The organism is Paenalcaligenes suwonensis (assembly GCF_011290505.1).
GTDB lineage: Bacteria > Pseudomonadota > Gammaproteobacteria > Burkholderiales > Burkholderiaceae_B > Paenalcaligenes > Paenalcaligenes suwonensis.
Genome location: NZ_JAANPV010000002.1, coordinates 18,098 through 39,512, shown reverse-complemented (window position 1 = coordinate 39,512; position 21,415 = coordinate 18,098). Strand labels below are relative to the sequence as shown.

The following is a 21,415-nucleotide window of genomic DNA, read 5'->3' as shown; positions in this document are numbered from 1 at the left end:
ATCAGGGGGTTAAGAATTCGTTAAGCGCAATACCAGTATGCGATTTCGCGGTGTTGCGCACTACATCAGGGTCGGCTTGTACCACTAAGCGGCCGCCGCCCGAGCCACCCTCTGGGCCTAAGTCTACAATCCAGTCAGCTTCGGCGATCACGTCTAAGTTATGCTCAATAACGACCACGGTGTTGCCCGCATCGGTTAGGCGGTGCAGTACATGAATCAATTTTTCGGTGTCGGGAATAGACAGACCCACAGTAGGTTCGTCCAACACGTACAAGGTGTGCGGCAGACGGCTGGCTCTACCCGTACGGGTTAAACCCTCATCCAAGCGTGCTTTGCTCAGTTCAGTCACCAGTTTAACGCGTTGTGCTTCTCCGCCAGATAAGGTGGGCGACGCTTGGCCCAGCGTTAAGTAGCCTAATCCTACGTCTTGCATCAGCTTTAAGGGGCGGGCGATTTTGGGGCTGGTGGCGAAGAACTCTACCGCCTCATCCACTTCCATTTGCAGAATTTCGCCTGCATTTTTACCTTGCCAACGAATACTTAAGGTGTCGTCATTAAAACGTTGGCCGTGACAGCTTTCGCAGGGCACTTTAATGTCGGGTAGGAAGCTCATTTCCAGCGTCAGCATACCTTGACCACCACATGCGGAGCAGCGGCCATCACCGGTGTTGAAGGAAAAGCGCGAGGCATTCCAGCCGCGCATTCTGGCGTCACGGGTATCGGCTAATAAGCGGCGAATGTTATCCCAGAAACCAATGTAAGTGGCAGGGCAAGAACGCGGTGTTTTACCAATAGGGGTTTGATCTACCTCTAGCACGCGATCTAAAGGCTCCCAGCCTTTGATGCTGGTGCAACCTTGCCATGGGCCATCTTCACGTTTAGGCAGCGTACGTAGCAGGTTATCCAGCAGTACTTCACGGGCAAAGGTGGATTTACCTGAACCTGATACACCGGTTACCAAGGTTAAGCGTTCTAGTGGTACTTGGGCTTCCACGTTACGCAGGTTATGCAGATGCGCACCCATCACTGTTAGCATGGCATGGTCTTTTTCTATAGGGCGACGTGGCTGCATGGGGTGCACTATAGGCTGGCGCAGGTAGCGGCCAGTGAGTGAGTCGGGGTTCTGCATGATTTCATCCACAGACCCTTCTGCCACCACACGGCCACCACGTGAGCCTGCGCCTGGCCCCATATCAATAATATGCTTAGCTTGCCTAATGGTGTCTTCGTCGTGTTCAACCACCACCAAGGTGTTGCCGTTGGACTCTAAGCGCTGCATCGCATTTAGCAGGATTTTATTGTCGCGTGGGTGCAGCCCGATGGTGGGTTCGTCCAGTACGTAACACACACCTTGTAGGTTTGAACCTAGTTGCGAGGCCAAACGAATACGCTGTGCTTCGCCTCCAGATAGGGTGGGCGCGGCACGGTCTAAGGCCAAATAGCCTAAGCCCACTTCTTCCATAAAGTGCAGGCGGCTACGTATTTCAGCCAGTAAGTCGCGAGCAATTTCTTCTTCGCGGCCTTTGGTGTTGAGGCCTGTAAAGAAAGAACATGCTTCGTCTACCGGTAAGGCAGCCAGTTCAGCAATAGAGCGATCACGCCACGAGAATGCCAAGGATACGGGGTTTAGGCGTTTGCCTTCACAGCTAGGGCAGGTGTGAGCCTCGCCTTCGTACTGGGTGGTCCAGCTGGCTTCTTCACCGTTTTGCTCGCTGGTGAAACCTTTAAGTTGTACACCTGTACCAAAGCAGTCTGGGCACCAGCCATGCTTGGAGTTGTACGAGAACATGCGTGGATCAGGCTCAGGGAAGCTGGTGGCACAACATGGGCAAGAGCGTTTAGTAGAGAAGCGTTGGCTATGGGCCTGCAGTTGCAGGCCGCTTTCACGTCGACTTTCTACAGTGCCGCTCAGTGCTTGGCTGATAGGCGATAACACGATCACACTGCCTTTGCCGTGATCCAGTGCCGTATGCAAGGCGTGGCGCAGAGCCAATTCGTCTTTAGGGTCCACAATCAGATCGGCAATAGGCAAATCGATGTTGTGCTCTTTATAGCGGTCTAGACGTGGCCATGGCGAAACGGGAATAAACTCACCGTCCACGCGCAGGTGTGTATAGCCCTTGCTGCCTGCCCACGTGGCTAAGTCGGTGTAGTAACCTTTACGAGCACTCACCAAGGGGGCCAGAATACCAATGTGCTCACCACGGTGCTGCGTCATAATTTGCGCCACAATTTGCTCGGCCGTTTGCGGCTCTACGGGCACATGGCAGGTGGGGCAATATTGCGTAGCCAGTTTCACATACAGCAAGCGCAGGAAATGGTGAATCTCTGTCATGGTGGCGACAGTAGATTTACGCCCCCCACGGCTAGTACGCTGTTCAATCGCTACGGTAGGGGGAATGCCATAAATGGCATCCACATCAGGTTTACCAGCGGGTTGCACAATAGAACGCGCATAAGCGTTTAGCGATTCCAGATAACGGCGTTGGCCTTCGTTAAATAAGATATCAAAGGCCAAGGTGGATTTCCCTGAGCCCGACACCCCCGTAATCACGGTAAAGGTATCACGGGGGATAGAAACATTAATGTTTTGCAGGTTGTGTTCTTTGGCGTTCAAAATGCTGATGGCATTGTTACGCTCGTAGGCTAAGGTGGGTTCTTTAATCACCGGCAAGGGGATAGCACCTTCACCCACAATGCTGGCTTGGTATTCTTTTAATGCTTTACCGGTGTAAGACCTAGCGTTTTGCATCAAGTCGGCAGGGGTACCCGTGGCAACCAACTCACCACCGTATAGCCCACCTTCGGGGCCTAAGTCTAGTACCCAGTCGGCCGCCAATACCATGTCTAGGTTATGCTCAATCACCACTAAGGAATGGCCTGCTGCCAGCAGTTTTCGAAAAGCCAGCATCAGTTTGGCGATATCGTCAAAGTGCAGACCAGTCGTAGGTTCATCAAAGAGGAACAGGTTGCCTTTTTTGGCGACTCTGGCTTTTGAAAGACGGCTTTTCGCCGCTTCGGCCAAGTGACCAGCTAGCTTCAAACGTTGAGCTTCACCGCCGGATAGTGTGGGGACGGGTTGGCCTAGTTTCAGGTAATCCAAGCCTACATCACACAAGGGGGTCAGTGCAGTTTGTACATCCCGTAGGCCAGTGAAGAATTCCAAGGCCTCATGGATGGTCATGTCTAGTACATCAGCCACATTGGCACGTTTGCCTAGGTGTTCTACTTCCACTTCTAGTACTTCAGGACGGAAGCGTTTACCGTCGCAGTCGGGGCAGCGTAAGTACACGTCCGACAAGAACTGCATTTCTATGTGTTCAAAGCCTGTACCGCCGCAGGTAGGGCAGCGACCGTCACCACTGTTAAAGCTGAACATGCCCGCTGTGTAACCACGCTCTAGAGCCACAGGGGCGCGAGCGAACAGCTTACGAATAGGGTCAAACGCACCTACGTAACTCGCCGGGTTGGAGCGAGCCGTTTTACCGATGGGGCTTTGGTCCACCATAAAGACTTCGGCAATTTGTTCGGCACCCAGCAGCGCACCAAAGCTACCGGGGGCTTCTGTGGCCAGCCCTTTATGTTTGAGTATGGCGGGGTACAGCACGTCTTGGATTAGGGTGGATTTCCCCGAACCCGATACGCCAGTCACACACACCAAGCGCCCCAACGGAATAGAAACATTAATGTTCTTGAGGTTGTGAGCGCTGACGTTTTCCAACAGCAGGCGCGGTGTGTTGTCTTGCACCGGCATAGGGTTGGGGGCGTGAATGCGTTTGCGGCCGCTTAGGTAGTCGCCGGTTAGTGTGGTGGCATTGCGTAAGTCTTTGGGGGCACCATCAAACAAGATTTGGCCACCACGCTCACCGGGGCCGGGGCCTATATCCATAATGCGGTCGGCGGCCACCATCACTTGTGGGTCGTGTTCTACCACCACTAAGGTGTTGCCATTATTACGCAGGCGGTGCATGACCTCGACAATGCGGTGCATATCGCGGGGGTGCAGGCCAATAGACGGCTCATCCAGCACAAATAGCGTATTGACTAACGATGTACCCAACGCCGTAGTCAGGTTAATACGCTGTACCTCACCGCCCGATAAGGTGCGGCTTTGTCGGTCTAGCGATAAGTATCCCAAGCCTACGTCGCATAAGAATTTTAGGCGTGAGCACACTTCATCGCGTAGTAACGCGGTAGCGGCATCAAAAACGCTACCCGTTTGAAACTGTTGGAAGTAGGCGTAAACCTGATCAATGGGCATACGCATGAGGTCATGTATATGCAAACCGGGTAAGGCGTTAAGTTGTGCAGGGCTCCATAGTGCATGCACGGGCTTAAAGCGTTGGTAGCTGCCTTCTTCTGAATGAGGTTCAGTGCCCACGCGCCATAACAAAGCATCCGGTTTTAGGCGTGAGCCTTGGCAGTGGGGGCAGGGCGTGTAGCTGCGGTATTTAGATAGCATTACACGTACGTGCATACGGTAGCTACGGCTTTCTAACCAGTCAAAGAAACGGGCCACACCATACCATTGGGTTTCCCATGCTTTGCGGCCTTCTTTCCAGTCATCAGCACCATAAATCACCCAGTGTTTTTCTTGTGAACTTAAGGTGTTCCATGGGGCAGATAAGCGCACGCCAGCCGCTGGGGCGTATCGTTGCATGTCGTCTTGGCACTGTTTATTAGAGGCGCTTTGCCATGGGCGTATAGCGCCTTCTAACAAACTTTTGTTTTCGTCGGGGATGACCAAGCCGTAATCAATGCCCATTACTCGGCCAAAGCCGCGGCAGTGTTCGCAGGCACCCAGCGGGGAGTTAAACGAAAATGTGCTGGGCAGCGGGGTTTGGTAATCAATGTCGCAGCGGGTGCAATGCAGTCTATTGTTGTAGCGCCATTCTTGCTCGGGGCCGTCGGCGGTGTTGGATGCAAACACACTAATTTGCCCATTACCGTGAGTAAGGGCTGCGTCTAACGCTTCCATTAACCGTGCCGGTTCGGCTTTGCTCAGACGGAAGCGGTCTTGCACTACATATAAGGTACGTAATGAGGCAGCGCTTTCTGGTGTCTCTTTATGCAGGCGTGTGTAGCCCTGTTGCGCGAGAAAGTTTTCTACTTCGTCTTGGGTGAAGTTGGCTGGCACGGTCACAGCAAAGCTAATGACTAGACGAGGATCGTGTTCGGCGCAGCGCTGTTGTAAGTCTTCTGCTATAGACTGGGCGCTATCCGGTTTTACTTCATGTGCACAACTGCGGCAGTACAGCGTGCCTAAGCGGGCATACAACAATTTCAAGTAGTCGTTTAGCTCGGTCATGGTACCTACCGAGCTACGCGAGTTACGCACAGGGTTAACCTGATCAATAGCAATCGCAGGCAATACACCTTCTATGCGGTCTACTTGCGGTTTATCCATACGATCTAGGAATTGCCTAGCGTAAGGAGAAAAGGTTTCTACGTAGCGTCGCTGGCCTTCGGCATACAACGTATCAAACGCCAATGAGCTTTTCCCTGAGCCCGATACGCCGGTCAGTACTGTCAGTTCGCCCGTATTAAAGCTGACATCCAGGTTTTTGAGGTTGTTTTGGCGGGCGCCATAAAGGCGTATTTGAGAGCTCATGGTGCAGAGAAAACGACAGTTAGGAAGGAAAGTAACGAAGGATTAGCCTGCGGTTCTTTGTATCTTAGCGCGGTTTACGGTAGAATTTCGGATTGTCCCTAATGGCGGCTTTTTATTTGTCGCCAGGTTATCGAATTCGGAGATCATCATGGCAGAAATTAAACGCACTCGCCGCAACACGCTTGAGCGTCGTTGCCTGGGTAAAGCTTTCAAACGTTTGTTTATTCGCTCCCCTAAGGGCGTATTCAAAATGCTTGAGAAAGTAAAACGCGCCTAAGTGTAGTGTTGGCGGTTCTGCCGCTCAGTATGCTTTAGCATAAAAAAACCACAGCCTAATCTTGCTGTGGTTTTTTTATGCCTGTTTGTAGCAAACTAGTCGGTGTGTAATTAACGCTTCCCTTTAAGAGAGGGTGTATGGCTCCCGCACCTGCTTGGGCATACCGGTTTACGGTACTGACCCCTTCTTACAATCGTGCTCATACGCTAGAGCGTGTGTACCGTTCGCTATGCGCGCAAACAATACGAAATTTTGAATGGATCGTCGTAGACGACGGCTCTACGGACGACACGCGCGCGTTGATACAAGCGTGGCAAGCAGAGGCTAACTTTCCCATTGTGTATCACTGGCAGCCTAACCAGCATAAGAAAACGGCCTTTAATACCGGTGTGCGCTTGGCGCAAGGCGAGTTGATTGTGGCTATAGATAGCGACGACAGCTTGGTAGCGGATGCACTGATACAGTTAGAGCAAGAATGGCTCAGTATTCCTTCTGATGAGCGCTCGTACTATGTTGCCGTGGTAGGGTTGTGCCAAACGCCAGATGGGCGCATTGTGGGTGACAGCTTTCCTGAGGATCCCTTAGACGTTACGTCGTTAGACCTCAATTTTAAATACCGCGTGAAAGGCGAGAAATTCGGCTGTTTAAGTACTGTAGTACTGCGCCAATTTCCATTTCCGGAGCAGGTGGATGGCTTTGTTCCTGAAAGCCTAGTATGGCGGGCCATTGCCAGAGCTGGTTTTCTGACACGTTTTGTGAATCAGGTATTTAGGGTGTATTACGACAGTGCAGACTCCTTGTCGCAGCAAGGACGTCAACGCAGTCAGCAACATGCATTGGGATTGTGGCTATTGGCAAACGATACGTTAAGCAACTGTATGCCGTGGTTTAGGTACGCACCCGTCGAGTTTGTCAAAGCAGCGGCGCGCTACACACGATTTAGATTGCACTGTAATGCCAAACATATAGTAAGGCCGCCGTGCTACAGCTTGAAGGGGGTAGCAGCCCATCTGCTGGTGGCGGTGATGTGGCCAGTAGGATGGGCGCTGTATTGGCGCGATAGTAGGCGCTAATTAATGCAGGGTGCGGTTTGGTGCATCAGGAATGAAAATCTGAGCATCGCCTGCGTCGCTTTCTTCCTCGTCGGGCTCATCGTCTACGCTAAGGTCAAAAGGTAGCAGCTCGTTAAGAGTTTCGCTCCAGCCTACATCATCGCCTTGCTCGTCAAGTTTGACGTAACGTATGCCTTCCATGTCTATGCGCTGTACAGCCCATAAAAAGCGGCAACTGTAGGTTTCGTTTTCAGCAAGCTGTACGCCACCTTGACTGCCCAATAGGCGTGCGTTGGCACCGCCTATTTGTACGACGGTCATATCGGTGGAGTCTTCTTCCACGTTCAAAGGTATCGCGAACACCACCCATTCAAAACCAGTTTCACCAGCATCCATGACTTCGGCGAGCACTGGCTTGCCCAAGTAGGAACTTAAGGCGTCAGCAGTACGTGCCAAAAGGTCTATATCGGCTTCAGTGAACAACAGGGAAGCGGAGTCTGTCATGGTCATGTCGTAAAAGAATAAAAAATCATTTTAAAGCAGATGCAAAGGTTTGGCTCGTAGGTGGTTGCAGCTTTCCCGCATTGTTGCGTCTGGTATTAGCGAAATGAGCCATGCCTGGCCTACAATTGGGGCTTTGCTATTTCCCCTTTTTCTTAGCATCGAGTATTTATGGCTCAGTTTGTATACACCATGAACCGGGTGGGCAAGATTGTCCCTCCTAAACGTCAGATTCTACGTGATATCTCCCTGTCTTTCTTTCCTGGTGCCAAGATTGGTGTGCTGGGTTTGAACGGGTCAGGTAAATCTACCTTGCTGAAAATCATGGCAGGTGTGGATAAAGAAATTGAAGGTGAAGCCATCCCCATGCCGGGGTTGAACATTGGCTACCTGCCGCAGGAACCTAAGTTAAACCCAGAGCACACCGTGCGCGAAGCCGTTGAAGCGGGTTTGGGTGCTGTGTTTTCCGCTAAACAGCGTTTGGAAGAAGTGTACGCTGCCTATGCCGAGCCCGATGCCGATTTCGACGCATTGGCCGCTGAGCAGGGTGAACTGGAAGCAATTATTGAAGCGGCTGCAACTAGCGGTAGTGATGACATTGCTACGCAGATGGAAATTGCGGCAGATGCACTGCGTTTGCCACCATGGGATGCAAAAATCGCCAATTTGTCTGGTGGTGAAAAACGTCGTGTAGCGCTGTGCCAATTGTTGCTGTCTAAACCTGACATGCTGTTGCTGGACGAGCCTACTAACCACTTGGATGCGGAAAGCGTACATTGGTTGGAGCAGTTCCTGAGCAAATTCCCTGGTACGGTTGTGGCGGTAACGCACGATCGATACTTCTTGGATAACGCTGCTGAGTGGATTCTTGAACTTGACCGTGGACATGGTATTCCATGGAAGGGTAACTACAGCTCCTGGTTAGAACAAAAAGAAGACCGCTTGAAGCAAGAAGAAGCCACTGAAAGCGCACGCCAACGCACTATTCAGAAAGAGTTGGAGTGGGTGCGCCAGAATCCTAAAGGCCGTCAGGCTAAGTCCAAAGCACGTTTGAACCGCTTTGAGGAATTGGCATCGCACGAATACCAAAAACGTAATGAAACTCAAGAGATCTTCATTCCTGTATCCGAGCGTTTGGGTAATGAAGTGGTTGAGTTCAAAAACGTCAGCAAGTCCTTTGGTGACCGTCTGCTGATTGATGACCTGAGCTTTAAAGTACCACCCGGTGCGATTGTGGGGATTATTGGTCCTAACGGTGCTGGTAAATCTACCTTGTTCCGTATGATTGCTGGCGAAGAGCAGCCTGATTCCGGTAGCGTAGACATTGGTCAAACGGTGAACTTGTCGTACGTTGATCAGTCACGCGACTCCTTGCCTAACGACAAGTCTGTCTTTGATGCCATTTCTGAAGGCTCTGATATCTTGACCGTAGGCCGCTTTGAAATGCCTGCACGTGCGTACGTGGGTCGTTTCAACTTCCGTGGCTCCGATCAGAACAAGATTGTGGGTGAGTTGTCGGGTGGTGAGCGTGGTCGTTTGCACTTGGCTAAAACTCTGATCTCGGGCGGCAACCTGTTGCTGCTGGATGAACCCTCTAACGACTTGGACGTGGAAACTCTGCGTGCGTTGGAAGACGCGTTATTGGAATTCGCCGGTTGCGTCATGGTGATCAGCCACGATCGTTGGTTCTTGGACCGTATTGCTACCCACATCTTGGCGTTCGAAGGCGATTCGCATGTGGAGTTCTTTGCTGGTAACTACCAAGAGTACGAAGAAGACAAACGTCGTCGTTTGGGTGAGGAAGCTGCCAAACCTACACGTATTCGTTACAAAGCCCTGAAATAATCCTTTAAGGAGTCCTCTATGGCGCTACTGACAGCACATCAGTGCAGTGTGTTATTGATAGATATGCAGGAGAAATTACTGCCTGCTATTGCGGATCACGAGGCATTGTTGGAGCGAGTACAGCGCTTCATAGAGGGGGCAAAGCTATGCTCGGTACCCGTAGTGGCTACCGAGCATTGGCCTGAAAAAATAGGCCCTACGCATCCTGCGTTGTTGCCTCATGTGGAGTCGGTGATTGCTAAAACGCATTTTGATGCGCTGCGAGAACCTGCTGTACGTGCTAACTTACCTACGCATAGGCCTAAAGTGCTGTTGCTGGGGGCTGAAGCACATATTTGTGTACTGCAAACAGGGTTAAGCTTGCATCAGGCGGGCTATCACCCAATATTGGTGCTAGATGGCATAGGGTCGCGTTTGTCGTCCAGCTACGAAGCTGCATGCAAGCGTTGGCAGTATCACGGCCTAGAAAGCGTCACCATGGAAATGGCGCTGTTTGAGTGGCTGGAAACCCCTGCACACCCCGCTTTTAAATCTGTACTAAAATTAGTAAAGTGAAATACGTTGGATCAGGTTGTAGTGTTTGCATACAACTTGTCGTAAATCGTACACGTTCCTAAGGCTGAAGTCCGTTAAGCTATATTTATCTGACTAGGATTTTGAAGGAGTAACGTCATGAGAGTTCGCAGCCGTATTGCTAAAGTAGGTGTATTGGTAACTTTGTTAGCATCTGTGGCAGGTTGTACCGCGTGGGATGGCATGACTAGCCGTCAAAAAGGTGCGGTATCCGGTGCAGGCGTAGGTGGTTTAGCAGGTGCTGTGATCACAGATGGCGGTGTACTGGGCACTATTGGTGGCGCTGCATTGGGTGGCCTGATTGGTGACCAAATCGGTAAACAGTAAAATGACTAGTTAGTCGTGTTTGGCCTTATTTTTCTAGGCTAGATACATTAAAAAGCTTGCCCAATAGGCAAGCTTTTTTTACGCCAGTACCAGCAAAAAGGCCTGAGTCCCACAGGGAGACTCAGGCCTTTTTAATGTAGGTCCAAGGACCATACACCAAGGGAGAAGAAGGCTAGGGGTTAGCTAGCTTTCTCATTTTCCGCTTGTGGCATTTCAATTTTCACTTCCAGCACTTCAAGATCATCTTGGCGTTCAAGATTCACTTTGATGTCGTCAGGGTTGATGCTGACGTAACGGGAAATCACCTCAATCAACTCTTTTTGCAAGCGAGGCAGGTAATCAGGTGTAACGCCACCTTTGCCTCGTTCGTTAATCAAAATGAGCTGTAGTCTATCCTTGGCGACATTGGCTGAAGTTTTTTTCTTGCCCAGTAGCACAGACAGGAAGGACATATTACTTTCCTCCGAAAAGGCGTTTAAACAGGCCCGGTTTCTCGTAATCAACAAAACGCAGGGGTTTTTCGTCACCTAAAAAACGATCAACCACATCTTGATACGCTGCTGCTGCATCGCAGCCGCGATCGTGGATCACGGGCACACCTTGGTTGGAGGCTTGCAAGACTTCTTCGGATTCTGGAATCACACCAATGAGTTTGATGCGCAAAATGTCTTCCACATCTTTAAGGGAAAGCATTTCACCATCTAGCACACGTTTAGGGTTGTAACGTGTGATGAGCAAGTGCTCTTTAATGGGTGATTGGGCGGTTTCTGCACGCAGAGACTTGGCAGACAAAATACCCAGCATACGGTCAGAGTCGCGAACAGAGGATACTTCAGGGTTGGTGACCACCAATGCATCGTCTGCAAAGTAGGAGGCCATCAACGCACCTGTTTCAATCCCAGCAGGCGAGTCGCAGACAATGAACTCAAAGTCCATGGCTTTCAGATCATCCAGTACCTTGCGAACGGTATCCTTGCTTAGCGCATCTTTGTCACGCGTTTGTGACGCAGGCAGGATATACAGGTTTTCAAGCTGTTTATCGCGAATCAGGGCTTGGTGCAGCGTGGCTTCACCCTGGATGACATTAACAAAATCGTAGACTACACGACGTTCGCAACCCATGATGAGATCCAGGTTACGCAAGCCTACGTCAAAGTCGATTACTACGGTTTTGTGGCCGCGCATGGCAAGGCCGGAAGCAAAACTGGCGCTAGTGGTGGTTTTACCTACACCACCTTTACCGGATGTCACCACAACAATTCGCGTCATGATAGAGCTATTCCTCAGGTTTTTGATCGGTTATACGGCTAGGCCGTACGGGACGCATCTGGCAAGTGTAACTGCTTGGCAGACTTCGTTTGTAATCATCTGTTAAGAAAGTAAATGAATACTGAGATTCTCACCTTCTAACTGGATCACAGCGGGTTGCTTGTGCAGCGGTTTTTCCAGAGGCTCATCTACTATACGGTACACACCCGCAATGGCGATGAGTTCTGGATCCAGTTCGGTCGTAAAAATACGCGCATTGGTATCGCCACGAGCACCAGCCATCGCCTTGCCGCGCAAGGGCCCATACACGTGAATGTTACCATCAGCGATCACCTCAGCACCTTGACCTACCACACCGATCACTACTAAATCGGTATCGCGTGCATAGACACGCTGACCAGAACGCAATTGTCTATTGATGACCATGGCGGCTGGCGCGATTTGGGTAATAACCTCGGGGGCAACTTCGGCAGGTGTTGCGGTGTTTTGTTCTTGTGCTGTAGACAGGGTAGGAACCTCTGCTTCTGGCACGTTGGGGCTGGCGGTAGGGCGCGTAGGGGCGTTAGAGAGATCTACCTCATGTAAGCCCGCAGCAGTGGCTGCTTGTAGCAATGCGCCATTAGCCACCACGCCTACTGCGTTTAGCTTGTGGGTGTTCAGGGCTGCGAGTAACGCCGCCCAGTCTAAGGTGGTGTCGTCATCCAACTGGCTGGCGTCTACCACTACTGGCTCATTTTCGAAAAAAGAGCCAGCGTCGTGCATGCGTTGTGCCAAGGCAGACAGCAGCTCGTCTAACTCACTGCTGTGCAACACCAAGCGTACGGTGTACAGGGTGGCGCTTTTGAAGTCTAGCGCCTGTGGACCTTTACGAGTTCCTGACATGCTTATACCCATGTATCACGCAAGGTTGCTGTACGGTTCAGTACAGGTTTTTCTGGCGTGGATTCTTCACGGTCGGCGATAAAGTAGCCCAAGCGCTCAAACTGCCAGTTTGCACCGGGTTCTGCCACCAAGCCGGGTTCTACCCATGCTTCTACGGTAGTCAGTGAGTTAGGGTTCAACAGTGCCAGGAAGTCTTTGTCGCCAGTATCTGGGTGTGGATCGCTGAACAAACGGTCGTACAAGCGTACGGTGGCAGGAATAGCGTGTTCTACGCTAATCCAAGTGATGTTGCCTTTTACTTTTACCGAGTCAGCACCAGGGGTACCGCTTTTCGTGTCTGGCAGGTATTCCACATACACTTCAGTGACGTTACCTTGGTCGTCTTGTTTGTAACCTGTGCAGGTAACAACGTAGCCGTATTTCAGGCGCACGGTGTTGCCGGGGTACAGACGGAAGTATTTTTTCTCAGGTTCGATGCGGAAGTCATCGCGTTCAATCCACAACTCACGCGTCAGTGGGAAGGTACGTTGGCCAGCATCTGGGTCTTTAGGGTGCGCGGGTGCCGTGCACTCTTCGCTTTGACCTTCTGGGTAATTGGTGATGATCAGTTTGATAGGATCCAGTACAGCCACGCTACGTGGTGCTTTAGGGTCTAGATCGTCACGCAGAGCTTGTTCCAGAATGCTGTAGTCAATGCGGGAGTCAGCTTTGGACACACCAATGCGTTCGCAGAAAAGGCGAATGGATTCAGGGGTGTAACCACGGCGACGCAAACCTGCCAAGGTGGGCATGCGTGGGTCGTCCCAACCGTTTACATGGTTTTCTACGACCAACTGACGCAATTTGCGTTTGCTGGTGACCACATAGCTTAGGTATAAGCGTGCAAATTCGTACTGTTGAGGCAGTGGGTCGGCCAAAAAGCCTAAGTCACGCAGACGCTCTAGTGTCCAGTTATAGAAAGGGCGTTGATCTTCAAACTCAAGCGTACAGATACTGTGCGTGATTTGTTCCAGCGCGTCTTCTACGGGGTGAGCCCAGCTGTACATAGGGTAAATGCACCATTTGTCGCCAGTGCGGTGGTGTTCAGCATGGCGAATACGGTACATCACAGGGTCGCGCAAGTTGATGTTGGGCGATGCCATATCAATTTTTGCACGCAATGCCATGCTGCCATCGGGATGTTTACCATCACGCATTTCGCGCAGCAGGGTCAGCGATTCGTCGGCTGGGCGATCACGCCATGGCGAATTAGTGCCTGGCGAGGTTAATGTGCCGCGTGTTTCACGCATTTGCTCAGGGCTTTGTTCATCTACGTATGCAAAGCCACCTTGGATCAAGGCTTCGGCAAAGGCGTACATGTCTTCAAAGTAATCGCTGGCAAAGTACAAGTTAGTTTCATTTTGGAATTTCCAATCGAAGCCTAACCAGTGCACCATATCAATAATGGCGTCTACGTATTCCTGTTCTTCTTTTTCAGGGTTGGTGTCGTCAAAACGCAAATGGCAGGCGCCTAAATAGTCGCGAGCCAAACCGAAGTTCAGGCAAATGCTTTTGGCGTGACCAATGTGCAAGTAGCCGTTGGGTTCGGGGGGGAAACGAGTGCGGATGCGGGCAGGGTCTACGTCTGCAGTAGCGTGCACCTGCGCAGGGCCTGGTTTTCCGCCCCAGCGTTTGGACGCATGACGCTGAGCCTTCAGATCTTGGTCGATAATGGAGCGTAGGAAATTCGAAACAGGAGCCGTTGTAGATTCAGTGGTCATACGTAAAATACAAAGAAAATAATCGGGTAATCACCCATTTTGCCATGTTCTGTCCACATCATGCGCTTTTCATCAGCACAATTCATAAACACGTTCTAAACTAGCTGACATTATGACGCATTCTGCCCTTTGGTTATCACAGTTGCAGTTTTTTAGCAGTCTGAGTTTTATGGCAATTTTCTTTGCTATGGAGCTAGGGCTAGCGTGGCTGTTGCTGATATTTAGGTTACGTACGTTATCAGGCCTGCATTCGGTCTGGCTGGCCAGTTACCGCTTTTGGGTACGGGTGTTTGCGTTAACCGTGGTGCTTGGCTTTGCCTCAAGCTTACCCATGCTGATACAGCTAGGTAGCTTATGGCCGGGTTTTAGTAGCCGTACTAGCGAGGTCTCAGGACCATTAATTGCCTTAGCATTGGCAGTAACGCTGCTGTTTAAAAGTGGCTTCTTAGGCTTGATGCTGTTTGCTTACAGGTCGTTGCCGCATTGGTTGCATACCATCATTGTGGGTGCTGTGGCGGTAGGCAGCACGCTAACAGTCAGTGTGCTGATCGCTTTGTCTTCATGGATGCAAGCGCCAGTAGGGGTGACATGGCAAGACAAAGGGTATGTGGTCACTGATTGGTATGAACTGCTAACGGGTTCCGCTTTTGTATGGCAGTTAGCGTTGTTTTTGCTGTTAAGCATGGTGGTGGCATGTTGCTTTGTTATGGCTGTTACGGCTGCAAAAAGCCTGCGTAGGCCAGCCGATGAAAGCGAACGTCGCGCCTTCAGATTAGTGCTGTGGGTGTTGTTGCTAAGCACAGTGCTGCTCGGGGCAACTGTCTGGGGCTATGGGCAAATGGTGGTGCAGTACGAACCCTTAAAAGCCTTAGCCACGATGGCTCGTTGGCAACCTGATGCTGCTGTGTTCTGGCCGTTTATTGCGTACCCGGCAGGCGCAGAGCTAGGTAACCTGTATAGCTATGGATGGCATGGTCTAGGGGCTATGTGGATTCCACAATCAGAAACCGGTGAGTATTTGGGCTTGGCAGGGCAAGACCTGTTACCCCCCGTAGCGCTGGTGTTTTTCAGTTTTAGAATAGCGTTGCTGTTGGGGCTGGTAATTTTGCTGGTGACCATCGTGACATGCTGGCGTGTGCGTCCACTGCATTATGACCCTTCATCTTTATCCACAGGCTGGCGTCGCGTGTTGATCGCGATGGGGGCGGCTGGGTGGCTGCTGTTAATCGTGGGCTTGCTGTATCACTTTGCGGGGGCTTTGCCGTATATGGTCAATGGCACCGTGAAATACACAGACGTGTTTTCTGATGTGCCTTTTGAGTCAGCCTTAGCATCGTTGGTGAGCTACGCCGTTGTGTACGGGTTTTGTCTGGTAGGGTTTTTCATGTTGGTGCGCTACATCGTTAGGTACGGTGTGGTACCAGTGGCTCGTAGAAGGGGACGTGCATGATCGAAGTCTTAGCCAATGCGATGGGGCTTGCTATCACCGATCCCGTGTTCTGGATGCCTTTAGTCTTTTTGGGGCTGTTCTTTATTGTGGTGCTTGCCGGCACCATTTTGGACGGCTTTGATATTGGGGTAGGCAGCCTGTCACTTATTGCGCCGGCTGCGCTGCGCCCACGTATGTTGTCGTTGCTTAGCCCATGGCGGGATGCCAATGAGTATTGGTTGTTCTTAGGCATGGTGCTGTTCTTTTGTGCCTTTCCCCACGCGTGGGAAGCCGTGATGGGCAGTTTGTACTTGCCGTTGTGTGGCTTGGCCTTAGGGGTGTTGTTGCGCTCAGTCAGCTTTGAGATGCGTTTGCGTGCCCCAGCCGAGTTACAAGCCAAGTGGCAGGTAGCGTTCGGTGTGGGCTCGGTGATTACCGCGTTTGTACACGGTGTGTTGCTGGCTAAAGTAGTGGTGAGCTTTAACACCGGAGCAGGTTACTTCTGGTTCAGTATTTTCATGGGGCTGTGCTCTGTTGCGGCGTATGCGTTGCTAGGAGCCAGTTGGTTGATTATGCGTGAAGCAGGCGAGCTGCGCGCAAGGGCGGTACGTTGGGGCAGTGTGACCGTACGTTGGTTTGCATCGGGGGCTATTGCGGCATCAGTGGTGTTAGCGTTGGCTAACCCAGGCGTGTTGTTGAAATGGAGCGAAGGCCTACAGCGTGTCGTCGTGTTAGTGCTATGGGGGGCATTGTTGCTGTGCTTTATTTCACTAGAAATGTGTTTGCAGCGCATGATCAATAGTAGCTACCGAACCACCGCACTCCCTTTTATGCTGACCTTGATTGTCTTTGTGGCGGTGATGTCGGGCTTGGCATTTAGCTTCTTCCCCTTCTTGGTCTTAGATGAAATCACCATTTGGGATGGCGCAGCGTCATTACCTGTATTGCAGATAGTAGGAGGGGTGGCAGTGCTGATCATTCCTATTATGTTGCTGTTTAATATTTGGGTATATAAGGGCATGTTTGGCTTATCTAAGCCTCCTCAGCCACCCGAGTTCAGAGGCTAACAGTGCAGGAAAACCCACGCTCGTCTTCTGTGCTGATGTCTACCCGACAAAAGCTGGGGCAAGCTTCTTCTATGTTGTGGGTACTAGGTTGGGCGGTGCTAATGGGCATCGCTGGAGCCTTATCTATTTGGCTTTTTCATGAAGCCATGTTCTTGGTTCAACATTTACTCACAGGGCAATCCGGCGAAATTTCGGATGTCATGCACGACCTATCGTGGTGGTGGCGTTTGCTGCTGCCTACTATAGGTGGGTTAGTGGCTGGTATTTTGCTGTGGTTGGCGAAACGACGAAAAAGCGCCATGGCCGAAGATTACATGGAAGCGGTCACCTTGGGCGATGGGCGTTTGTCTATTCGCCAAGGTTTGCTGCGCACCTTATCGTCGTTGTTTACGGTGGCTACGGGTGGCTCTATAGGTAGGGAAGGGGCCATGATCCACTTGGCGTCGTTAGTGGCGTCTATGTTGGGACGATTGCTACAGGTGGGGGCGACGCATTTGCGGTTGTTGGTAGCGTGTGGTGGAGCGGCGGGTGTTAGTGCCGCTTATGGTACCCCCTTGGCAGGCGCCGTGTTTGTGGCCGAAATCGTATTAGGTACGTTGAATATTCAAAGCTTAGGCCCGTTGTTGGTGGCGGCAGCTGTAGCAAACCTCACCATGCGTATTTTGGGTATTTACCAACCCTTATACGAAATGCCTGATGTGCAAAGTGTAGTCGGCATTGATATCTGGGTGTTTGTGCTGCTGGGCGTGTTGGTAGGGGTTGCGGCACCGGGTTTTCTAAAGCTGATGACCTTGTTTAAAGACCGGTTTGCCCGTACAGGTATTCCGCTGTATTTGCGCTTAGCGGTGGGTGGGTTGTTATTAGGGCTGTTGCTCATCGCTATTCCAGATGTGGCGGGCAATGGCTACAGTGTAGTGACTGCGTTACTGCATGAACCGTGGGCATGGTACATGGTAGTAGGCATGCTGTTTGCCAAAGTGTTAGCCACAGCGTTAACAGTAGGTTCTGGGGCTATAGGTGGGGTGTTTACGCCGGCGCTCTTTGTGGGGGCCGCCTTTGGTACCTTGTGCGGACAATTGTTGTTGTCAGTGGTACCCGGTTTATCTATTCCCCTGCATTTGTTTACGCTGGTGGGGATGGGGGCATTTTTGGGGGCGGCTACCAGTGCGCCGCTGATGGCAATATTGATGCTGTTTGAAATGACGCTGAGCTATGCGTTGGTGTTGCCGCTGATTATCGCGACAGTAGTGGCGTATTTTGTGGCCAGGTTGCTGGCGGAAGTCGCTATGTACGATGTGGTGCTGGTGCGTGAGCAAAACGAACGTTTGCGCAGTACGCTTAGACATACGCAGTTAAACGAGCTAGTGCGGCCAGCAGAAACAGTGCTGCACGATGACGCCAAAATTGCCGATGCCTTACAGATGTTTTTGGACTACCCCGTGAAGTATGTGTATGTGGTGAATGCCAATAACGTTTTCCAAGGGGTGGTAGCCCAACAAGATTTAACCCGTTTGCTCTTACACCACTCGGATACGGATAATTTGTGTTTGGCCGATGTGTTGCGTCCCGATTTTGTGAAAACCTTAACGCCTAGCCTAAGTTTGGACGAGGCCCAAGATTATTTCGTGAATTTCAGTGGTGAACGTTTGCCGGTGGTCAGTGAAGAGGCAGAGCCTCGCTTACTGGGTGTGGTGTATAAATCGGCGCTATTGGAAAAATATACGGCGATCAAACGCTCCTTGGATGGGGCAGAAGTCACAGCGGTTTTTAACAGCACCAAAGCGTGAGTGGCCTAGGGTTTTCTGGTACAGTCTATTGGCTGTAGTAAAAGCGCTGCCACTTCTAGCGCGCGCTTCTTCCTTGTTTTGATTAAAGTTCTTCATGTCTGATCCCGCTCTGGAAACCCTGCAAAATGTGTTTGGCTATGATGCCTTCAGGGGAGACCAGCGCGCGATTATTGAACAAGTCGTGAGCGGCGGCGATGCGCTAGTGCTGATGCCTACTGGCGGTGGTAAGTCGTTGTGCTACCAAATTCCCGCGTTAATTCGTCCCGGCACAGGTATCGTCATTTCCCCGTTAATTGCCTTGATGCAAGATCAGGTAGATGCGTTAACCGAGCTAGGGGTACGTGCTGCCTATCTGAATTCCACGCAAGAATGGTCACAAACCCGCGAGGTTGAGCGTGCCTTTTTGGCTGGCGAACTAGACTTGCTATATGTGGCGCCAGAGCGACTGATGACCGACCGCTGCTTGGATTTGTTAGCGCGTGGTCGTATTGCTTTGTTTGCTATAGACGAAGCGCACTGTGTATCGCAGTGGGGCCATGATTTCAGACCCGAATATTTAAAGCTGTCGTATTTGGTGGAGCGCTGGCCCGATGTGCCGCGTATTGCGTTAACGGCAACAGCTACCGCCGAAACGCGCCATGAAATTGCCGAACGCTTATCGCTGCACCATGCTGAGCAGTTTGTCTCCAGCTTTGACCGCCCTAATATCTGTTACCGTATCGTAGAGAAAAACGATGTGCGACGCCAACTGATGGCGCTAATACGTGACGAACATGAAGGCGACAGCGGGATTGTGTATTGTTTGTCTCGTGCGCGGGTAGAAGATACCGCAGCTTACTTGGTGCGAGAGGGCGTGAATGCCTTACCGTATCACGCCGGGTTAAGTGCTGAGGTGCGCGCGCAGAATCAGTCCCGCTTTCTACGAGAAGAGGGCGTGGTGATGGTAGCCACCATTGCTTTTGGTATGGGGGTGAATAAGCCCGATGTGCGTTTTGTAGCGCACATAGATTTACCTAAATCTATTGAAGGCTATTACCAAGAAACGGGGCGAGCAGGGCGAGATGGCGAACCGGCTACCGCGTGGTTAGCCTATGGGCTGCAAGACGTGGTGCAGTTGCACCGCATGATTAGTGATTCGCAAGCCGAAGAAAATCACAGACGTACGCAAGGGCGTCAGTTGGACTCCATGCTAGGGCTGTGTGAAACCGTAAGTTGTAGGCGTCAGTCGTTGTTGGCCTATTTTGGTGAAAGCATTCACAACTGCCAAAACTGCGATACCTGCATGACACCGCCTGAATCGTGGGATGGTACGGTGGCGGCGCAAAAGCTGCTATCAGCCGTGTATAGGTTATGGCGCGAACGTGGGCAACGCTTTGGTGCTGGCCATTTAATTGATATTTTGCGTGGCAAAGAAACCGATAGGGTCAAAGAATACGGCCACCAAAGTTTAAGTGTATTTGGCGTAGGCGTAGCAATTAATGATCAAGGGTGGCGCAGTGTGTTGCGTCAGTTGTTGGCCTTGAATGTGCTGGCGGTAGATACCCAAGGTTATGGCACCTTGGGCCTAACGGAAAAAGCACGGCCGGTGCTAAAAGGCGAGCAGCAACTGATGTTCAGGCGTGAAACCACTATTGCCAGCAAGTCTACACGTAGCTCTAAAGCTGTAACTCAGGTACCACCAGAGGCACAGCCGTTGTTCCAAGCATTGCGCGAATGGCGCTCTGCCGTGGCAAAAGAACACGAAGTGCCCGCATTTATTATTTTTAATGACGCAACCTTGCGCCAAATTGCCATTGAGCAGCCGCAGGATCTAGACGATCTGCGCTGCATCTCGGGTATAGGGGTGCGTAAGCTGAAAGCCTACGGTGATGATTTGCTAGCTTGTGTGGCTAACGTGGCGGCATCGTCAGTCGAATAAGGCACCACTGCCTACGGCATTGGCGCTAGGGGTAAGGCCTAGGTGTGTCCATGCCATGCGTGTGGCGGTACGTCCGCGCGGGGTGCGTTGCATAAAACCGTGTTGAATCAGGTAAGGCTCGATGACATCTTCAATGGTGTCGCGTTCTTCACCTATAGCGGCGGCCAAGCTGTCTACCCCTACGGGGCCACCATCAAAACGATGAATAATCGCTTCTAATAATTTGCGGTCCATGAGGTCTAGCCCAGAGGGGTCTACTTCAAGTAGCGCCAAGGCATTGCTGGCGGTTTGTGAGCAGATGGTGCCGTTGGCTTTTACATCGGCATAATCGCGTACACGCCGCAGCAAGCGGTTAGCAATGCGTGGCGTGCCACGTGAGCGACGGGCGATTTCTTGAGCGCCGTCTTCTACGCATTCCACGTTAAGTAGGCGGGCACTGCGTTCTACAATGTGTTGTAAGTCGGCCGTGTTGTAGAACTCTAGTCTAGACACAATACCGAAACGGTCGCGCAGGGGGTTGGTCAGCATACCGGCACGGGTGGTAGCACCTACCAAGGTGAAGGGCTGTAAGTCGATTTTGACACTGCGTGCAGCGGGACCATCACCAATCATGATGTCTATTTGATAGTCTTCCATGGCGGGGTAGAGAATTTCTTCTACTACGGGCGACAGCCTATGGATTTCATCAATAAACAATACGTCGTTTTTATCCAGATTCGTGAGTAGCGCGGCTAAGTCGCCGGGTTTTTCTAGCACGGGGCCAGAAGTTTGGTGCAGGCGTACCCCCATTTCTTGGGCCACGATGTGTGCCAAGGTGGTTTTACCCAAGCCTGGTGGGCCAAATAATAGAACGTGATCCAGTGCCTCTTGGCGTCCGCGAGCCGCCGCAATAAAAATTTCGAGTTGATCGCGTACACGCTGCTGACCTACATAGTCATGCAGCGTTTTTGGGCGTAACGCACGCTCAATAGATTCTTCGTTGGGAGACTGTGCTGTAGCCTCAACCATACGGGGTGCGGGGGATGATTCGCTGCGAAGAGAGTCTGAATAAATAGCCATAGCAGTTTCACTGAATGAATACACAGTATGGTACACCAATCACAACCTTGCGTGGGAG

At 51.4% G+C, this 21,415-nt stretch carries 16 protein-coding genes; 9 read left to right on the top strand and 7 right to left on the bottom strand.

Translation table 11 applies throughout. The annotated features are described in order from the left end of the window. Position 1: 1 nt before the first annotated feature. The gene (uvrA, locus tag GY634_RS03365; protein ID WP_166407185.1) at positions 2–5,611 is read right to left on the bottom strand and encodes an excinuclease ABC subunit UvrA; all 5,610 of its coding nucleotides are present in this window, start codon (positions 5,609–5,611) and stop codon (positions 2–4) included. A 148-nt stretch (positions 5,612–5,759) separates the two neighbouring features. Here uvrA and GY634_RS17315 point away from each other — a divergent pair, with 148 nt between their 5' ends. Together GY634_RS17315 and GY634_RS03360 are read left to right on the top strand one after the other, a co-directional pair. Next, a complete protein-coding gene (locus tag GY634_RS17315; protein WP_278249003.1) occupies positions 5,760–5,888 on the top strand; it encodes a hypothetical protein in 129 nt (42 codons plus the stop codon). A 137-nt stretch (positions 5,889–6,025) separates the two neighbouring features. After that, a complete protein-coding gene (locus tag GY634_RS03360) occupies positions 6,026–6,961 on the top strand; it encodes a glycosyltransferase family 2 protein (protein WP_166407184.1) in 936 nt (311 codons plus the stop codon). Here GY634_RS03360 and GY634_RS03355 read toward each other — a convergent pair whose 3' ends face one another. After that, entirely contained in the window at positions 6,962–7,444 is a 483-nt protein-coding gene (locus GY634_RS03355) for a hypothetical protein (protein ID WP_242683593.1), read from the bottom strand. Positions 7,445–7,612: 168 nt separating this feature from the next. Here GY634_RS03355 and ettA point away from each other — a divergent pair, with 168 nt between their 5' ends. The 3 genes from ettA (at position 7,613) to GY634_RS03340 (ending at position 10,186) form a co-directional block, all read left to right on the top strand. Then, positions 7,613–9,286: an energy-dependent translational throttle protein EttA gene (gene ettA / locus GY634_RS03350; RefSeq protein ID WP_166407182.1), complete on the top strand. Its 1,674-nt coding sequence runs from the start codon at positions 7,613–7,615 to the stop codon at positions 9,284–9,286. 18 nt (positions 9,287–9,304) lie between these two features. Beyond that, positions 9,305–9,841 (top strand): isochorismatase family protein, encoded by a 537-nt coding sequence (locus GY634_RS03345; protein ID WP_166407181.1) that lies wholly within the window; start codon positions 9,305–9,307, stop codon positions 9,839–9,841. A 117-nt stretch (positions 9,842–9,958) separates the two neighbouring features. Next, complete coding sequence (locus GY634_RS03340) at positions 9,959–10,186, top strand: glycine zipper 2TM domain-containing protein (protein ID WP_166407180.1); 228 nt, start codon at positions 9,959–9,961, stop codon at positions 10,184–10,186. A gap of 179 nt (positions 10,187–10,365) precedes the next feature. On the opposite strand, the gene minE is transcribed toward GY634_RS03340, so the two are convergent. From minE to GY634_RS03320, 4 genes are all read right to left on the bottom strand, one after another. Next, positions 10,366–10,638, bottom strand: coding sequence for a cell division topological specificity factor MinE (minE, locus tag GY634_RS03335; protein ID WP_166407179.1), 273 nt, complete (start codon positions 10,636–10,638; stop codon positions 10,366–10,368). Between the two features lies 1 nt (position 10,639). Beyond that, positions 10,640–11,455 (bottom strand): septum site-determining protein MinD, encoded by an 816-nt coding sequence (gene minD / locus GY634_RS03330; RefSeq protein ID WP_166407178.1) that lies wholly within the window; start codon positions 11,453–11,455, stop codon positions 10,640–10,642. A 102-nt stretch (positions 11,456–11,557) separates the two neighbouring features. Then, the gene (gene minC / locus GY634_RS03325) at positions 11,558–12,337 is read right to left on the bottom strand and encodes a septum site-determining protein MinC (RefSeq protein ID WP_166407177.1); all 780 of its coding nucleotides are present in this window, start codon (positions 12,335–12,337) and stop codon (positions 11,558–11,560) included. Between the two features lie 2 nt (positions 12,338–12,339). After that, positions 12,340–14,097, bottom strand: a complete 1,758-nt coding sequence (locus GY634_RS03320) for a glutamine--tRNA ligase/YqeY domain fusion protein (RefSeq protein WP_166407176.1) — start codon at positions 14,095–14,097, stop codon at positions 12,340–12,342. Positions 14,098–14,209: 112 nt separating this feature from the next. On the opposite strand from GY634_RS03320, the gene GY634_RS03315 reads away from it, so the two are divergent. The 4 genes from GY634_RS03315 (at position 14,210) to recQ (ending at position 20,298) form a co-directional block, all read left to right on the top strand. Beyond that, positions 14,210–15,547, top strand: coding sequence for a cytochrome ubiquinol oxidase subunit I (locus GY634_RS03315; RefSeq protein ID WP_166407175.1), 1,338 nt, complete (start codon positions 14,210–14,212; stop codon positions 15,545–15,547). Then, positions 15,544–16,593 (top strand): cytochrome d ubiquinol oxidase subunit II, encoded by a 1,050-nt coding sequence (locus GY634_RS03310; protein ID WP_166407174.1) that lies wholly within the window; start codon positions 15,544–15,546, stop codon positions 16,591–16,593. The genes GY634_RS03315 and GY634_RS03310 overlap by 4 nt, the downstream gene beginning before the upstream one ends. Before the next feature lie 2 nt (positions 16,594–16,595). Then, a complete protein-coding gene (locus GY634_RS03305; RefSeq protein ID WP_242683592.1) occupies positions 16,596–18,380 on the top strand; it encodes a ClcB-like voltage-gated chloride channel protein in 1,785 nt (594 codons plus the stop codon). 94 nt (positions 18,381–18,474) lie between these two features. Continuing rightward, a complete protein-coding gene (gene recQ / locus GY634_RS03300) occupies positions 18,475–20,298 on the top strand; it encodes a DNA helicase RecQ (protein WP_166407173.1) in 1,824 nt (607 codons plus the stop codon). On the opposite strand, the gene ruvB is transcribed toward recQ, so the two are convergent. Beyond that, positions 20,287–21,357 (bottom strand): Holliday junction branch migration DNA helicase RuvB, encoded by a 1,071-nt coding sequence (gene ruvB, locus GY634_RS03295; protein ID WP_166407172.1) that lies wholly within the window; start codon positions 21,355–21,357, stop codon positions 20,287–20,289. The two genes, recQ and ruvB, sit on opposite strands and share 12 nt — an antisense overlap. Between the last annotated feature and the right edge of the window lie 58 nt (positions 21,358–21,415).